Annotated in this window: 4 protein-coding genes; 2 read left to right on the forward strand and 2 right to left on the reverse strand. The window is 60.4% G+C overall.

Annotated features, from left to right (window positions below):
* Window positions 1-57 precede the first annotated feature (57 nt).
* Window positions 58-267: a heavy-metal-associated domain-containing protein gene (locus M0D69_RS43420; protein WP_301787944.1), complete on the forward strand. Its 210-nt coding sequence runs from the start codon at window positions 58-60 to the stop codon at window positions 265-267.
* A gap of 336 nt (window positions 268-603) precedes the next feature.
* Here the strand turns inward: M0D69_RS43420 and M0D69_RS43425 are convergent, their stop codons facing one another.
* Window positions 604-753 carry a hypothetical protein gene (locus tag M0D69_RS43425; protein ID WP_301787945.1) on the reverse strand — a complete coding sequence of 50 codons (150 nt, stop codon included), beginning with the start codon at window positions 751-753 and terminating at the stop codon, window positions 604-606.
* Window positions 754-1,015: 262 nt separating this feature from the next.
* On the opposite strand from M0D69_RS43425, the gene M0D69_RS43430 reads away from it, so the two are divergent.
* The gene (locus M0D69_RS43430; RefSeq protein ID WP_301787946.1) at window positions 1,016-2,608 is read left to right on the forward strand and encodes a multicopper oxidase family protein; all 1,593 of its coding nucleotides are present in this window, start codon (window positions 1,016-1,018) and stop codon (window positions 2,606-2,608) included.
* Between the two features lie 69 nt (window positions 2,609-2,677).
* Here M0D69_RS43430 and M0D69_RS43435 read toward each other — a convergent pair whose 3' ends face one another.
* Window positions 2,678-3,805, reverse strand: a complete 1,128-nt coding sequence (locus M0D69_RS43435) for a VIT1/CCC1 transporter family protein (RefSeq protein WP_301787947.1) — start codon at window positions 3,803-3,805, stop codon at window positions 2,678-2,680.
* Between the last annotated feature and the right edge of the window lie 324 nt (window positions 3,806-4,129).

A 4,129-nucleotide genomic window follows, 5' to 3' on the forward strand; every position in this document is an offset into this window, starting at 1 on the left:
TGCGCAAGCTGCGCTATCCCTCCCCGGCATGAATGCCGAGGTTTCCCGCGCTAACCGATGAACATCTGGAATCTCCAGGTCGCGGGCATGTCCTGCGGCGGTTGTGTTGCACGCGTGAAGCGCGCAGTGGCTTCGCTGGACGCGGCAGCTCAAGTTGACGTCGATCTGACCCGGGGCCACGTACAGGTACAAACCGAGCGACAGCAGGCCGAGATCGAAACAAAGATCCGATCACTCGGGTACGGAGTGACCGCCGCGCCCGAGTGAGTTATGCCGGACTCGGCTGCTCTGTCGTGAATCTGGTAATCGACTCACATTTCAAGTTCGTACTATTGGCGCTGGCGGCGGTCTGGGTCGCACCGCTCGTTTGCTATGGCCGCAAACCCGGGATAGGGTCGGCCCGATGAGGCTCCGGGCTCCATCCGGAAAACGACCGCGAGACTGCCTGCGTTATTATTCGGTGGTCGATCGTATCTATCGCTCCTGCGTTGTACTTTCTGTGATTATTTCACTGCGGCGAATCTTGATTGTCTTGTCCCTTGCATTGCTTGCTATGCAGGGGGCGTTCGCGCATGAGCACGCGGTCGAAGCGAGGAGCCCCGGTTACGGCATCATCGTCACCGGCGCTGCAGGCCAGCCCTGTGCCTCGTCCCACACACCGTCGCGCTGCGGCACGATGCTAACCCCCGGTTCATGCGGACATGGCCATTCAAGCTGCTGCGTAGCGGCTTGTGGCGCGCATTGTGGTGCCATCTTGGCGACTTTCCGCTTCGAACCCCGTATATCGGATACTTCGCCCCCACGTCCTCTCACCGAACTGCGAGACGACGGCGTTACCCACGCCCCTCCTCTGCGACCGCCGATCGGCTGATCGTCCCCGGCGTTGCACGCACATAGCGCGCAGCACGCTCCGCCCCCAGAAAATGCGATGACCGGTTGATCCCCGCCGGGCATCGGGCAATCACATGCGAACGGGCCGCGCCCGTGTCGCTCGCAATAAGGAAGGGAGTAATCCATGATCCGCAGGACATTTCTCACCCGAGCGCTCAGCGCCGCCGTCGCGTCGCTTTTCGCTCGCAATGTTTCCGCACAAAAGGCGGAACATAGTATGCAGGACATGCAAGGTATGTCGGACATGCCGTCGATGTCTGGCAGCAAGATGCATATGGCAGCAACGCTCGCCCCTGCCGACGCGCTTCCGGCCGGTGCCCCGCTGGCTGTCTTGCGCAAGCTCGCCAACGAAAGCAGTCAGCCCGGCGTATTCCTGGGCACCCTCGTCGCGCAGCCGGTACAGCACGAGTTTCTACCCGGCAAGCCAACGACTTTCTGGCAATACGGAAACACGACGCAGGGCCCGGTCGTCGGCCCATTGATCGACGTTCGCGAAGGCGACACGGTGGAGATCCGTTTCGTGAACCGTCTGCCACAGCCGTCGACGATCCACTGGCATGGTCTGCCGGTCCCGCCAGATCAAGACGGCAATCCGTCAGACCCGGTAGCGCCGGGAGCGACCCGCGTTTATCGCTTTACGTTGCCATCGGGGAGCGCCGGCACGTACTGGTATCACCCGCATCCGCACATGAAGACGGCAGAGCAAGTTTTCCGCGGGCTCGCGGGTCCGATCGTGGTTCGCAGCGCCGACGATCCACTCGCGGCTTGGCCCGAGCGACATCTTTTTCTGTCTGACTTGAGGCTCGCCAGCGACGGTTCGATCCCGGCGAACGACATGATGGACTGGATGAATGGTCGTGAAGGGCAATTCGTGCTGGTCAACGGGGCACGCCGTCCGCGCATCCTGGTTGCAACGGACGAACGCTGGCGGGTATGGAACGCATGCAGTGCCCGCTATTTGAGACTGTCGCTTGGGGCCGGACACCGCTTTGCGCAGGTCGGCACTGACGGCGGCCTGCTTGAGCAACCGCGTGATGAACTTACCGAATTGCTGCTTGCACCCGGTGAGCGGGCGGAACTGATTGTACGCGCGGGCATGGGCCAGGCAGATGCGGTGCTGACTGCTGGCGTCTACGACCGCCGCAAGATGGCGATGTCCCACGGCAGCCTGCCACCCGAGCTGGACCGGGTGCTCGCCGACGTGCGATTCGAGCCACCGAGCGCTGCCGGTAACCCGCTGACGCCGCGCGCCATCCCAACATCCCTGCGGATCGTGCCGTCACTTGGCGCACCGGTCACGCAAAAGTCAGTGGTGTTTTCCGAAGCGATGAACATGGCCGCGATGCAACACTCCGGCGCGTCTGCGCACGGAATGCCGGCTGGTATGAAGTTCATGATCAACGGCGCGACCTTCGATCCGGCCCGCATCTCACTGACCAGTCGACGAGGTGAAGTCGAACTATGGTCGATCGAAAACCGCACAGACATGGACCATCCGTTTCACCTGCACGGGACGCAGTTCCAGGTGATCGGCAAGGAGCACGGCGCGGTGAATACGCCTGAGCCTTACCTTGCATGGCGCGACACCGTGAACGTGCAGTCGGGCGAGACGGTGCAAATCGCCACGGTCCAGCAGATGACGGGCGATCGGATGTTTCACTGCCATATTCTTGAGCACGAGGACCTCGGCATGATGGGTACGCTGAAAGTGATCTGAGCGTCCAAGAACGAAGTCGACCGCCGCCCCGGACATCAATATGCAGGCCACTAGACTTCCCCCTCAGCCTCAGGATATTGAAACCCCGAGCAAGTGCCCCACGCAGAAGGTAAAGCTCGCGGCAATACATCCGATGATGATCTGCCGTAGGGCCGAAAACGTCGCGCTACGGCCATTGAACAGTGACGTGAACACACCGATCGCGGCGAGGGCCAGCGCGCTTAACGCGACGCACTGGATGATTGCCGAGAGTCCGCTGGTCCACAGGAAAGGCATCGCCGGAAAAATTGCTCCAATAGAGAAAAGACAAAACGAAACGCCCGCAGCAGACCACGGATTGCCACCCAGTTCGGCGGGATCGATGCCGAGTTCTTCCCGCGTCAGCGTGTCGAGTGCCTTGTCCTTGTCTCGCATGATCTGCGCGGCGACACGCTTGGCTTCGTCACTATCAAGACCCTTCGCCTGAAAGATAAGCGCAAGTTCGTGCCGCTCTGCATCGGGCGTGTGTTCGAGCTCGTCGGCTTCCTTTGCAATTTGGGTGCGTGCCAGTTCGCGGGCATTGGTTACGGACAGCCACTCGCCCAGCGCCATGGAACACGCACCCGCTATCAGGCCGGCGAAGGCCGTGAGGAGGATGGTCTTGTTGTTGGTGCCCGCGCCCGCCACCCCCATGATCAGGCAAAAATTCGATACCAGCCCGTCGTTCGCGCCCAGGACGGCTGCACGCAGGTCATTGCCCGACGAGACGCCCTTGTGCCATGACTCTGCCTCGGCAATCTCCGCGCCTTTCGACTGCTTCGGCCGCTGTTGATTCGCGACGCGTTGCACCATGTCCGCATGCTGATGCTCTTCCTCGGCCATTTGAGCAGCATCCGGCTGCCCTGCGTATTTGTCGCGGTCGGCGTATTCCGTGGCGGCGACCGTACGTAAGACAAAGTTCGGCCCGAAGACTCGCACGAGCGCCCGCATGACGTGGGTCTTGGCGCTGTATTGATGCGCCCGGACCTTCACGCCGTTTGCCCGCAGTTTCTCCTGCCATACCTGCGCGTGCTTGCGCTCGGACGCAGCGAGTTCCGCGTAGATGGCCTTTCTCGAACCGTTTTGCTCGACGCTTGCCAGGGTTTCATATAACGCCGCGCTGTCGAGTTCGTCGGCTAGGTTCGACCTGAACCTCTTTAACTCTGTCTTTGAGGCCACAGGATTGCTCCCCTCTCTGGATTACTGAAAGTATTCTTCAGCGAATCCTAACGGATCAAGCGTATCAACTGGTTAAAGACCCTTAAGGTGCTCGTAATTGCGAATAGAAATGGTTTGTACGACGTTCGTAAGCGGTATTTTTTCGTTCGCACTTGGTCGGGGTCAATGCCGGGGTGGTGCTTTCGGCGCCCGTGGCGGCTCTATTCTGGCTGTTCTCTTTATCACTATTAGCCACTGTGGGTGGCGGCACGTCGTTTCTTTGTCCAAACCGGCGAAAAAGAAACAGAAGCAAAGAAAACGCCTCCCAACAATCAGCAAATTAGT

This window comes from Caballeronia sp. SEWSISQ10-4 2, assembly GCF_030464885.1.
Lineage (GTDB): Bacteria > Pseudomonadota > Gammaproteobacteria > Burkholderiales > Burkholderiaceae > Caballeronia.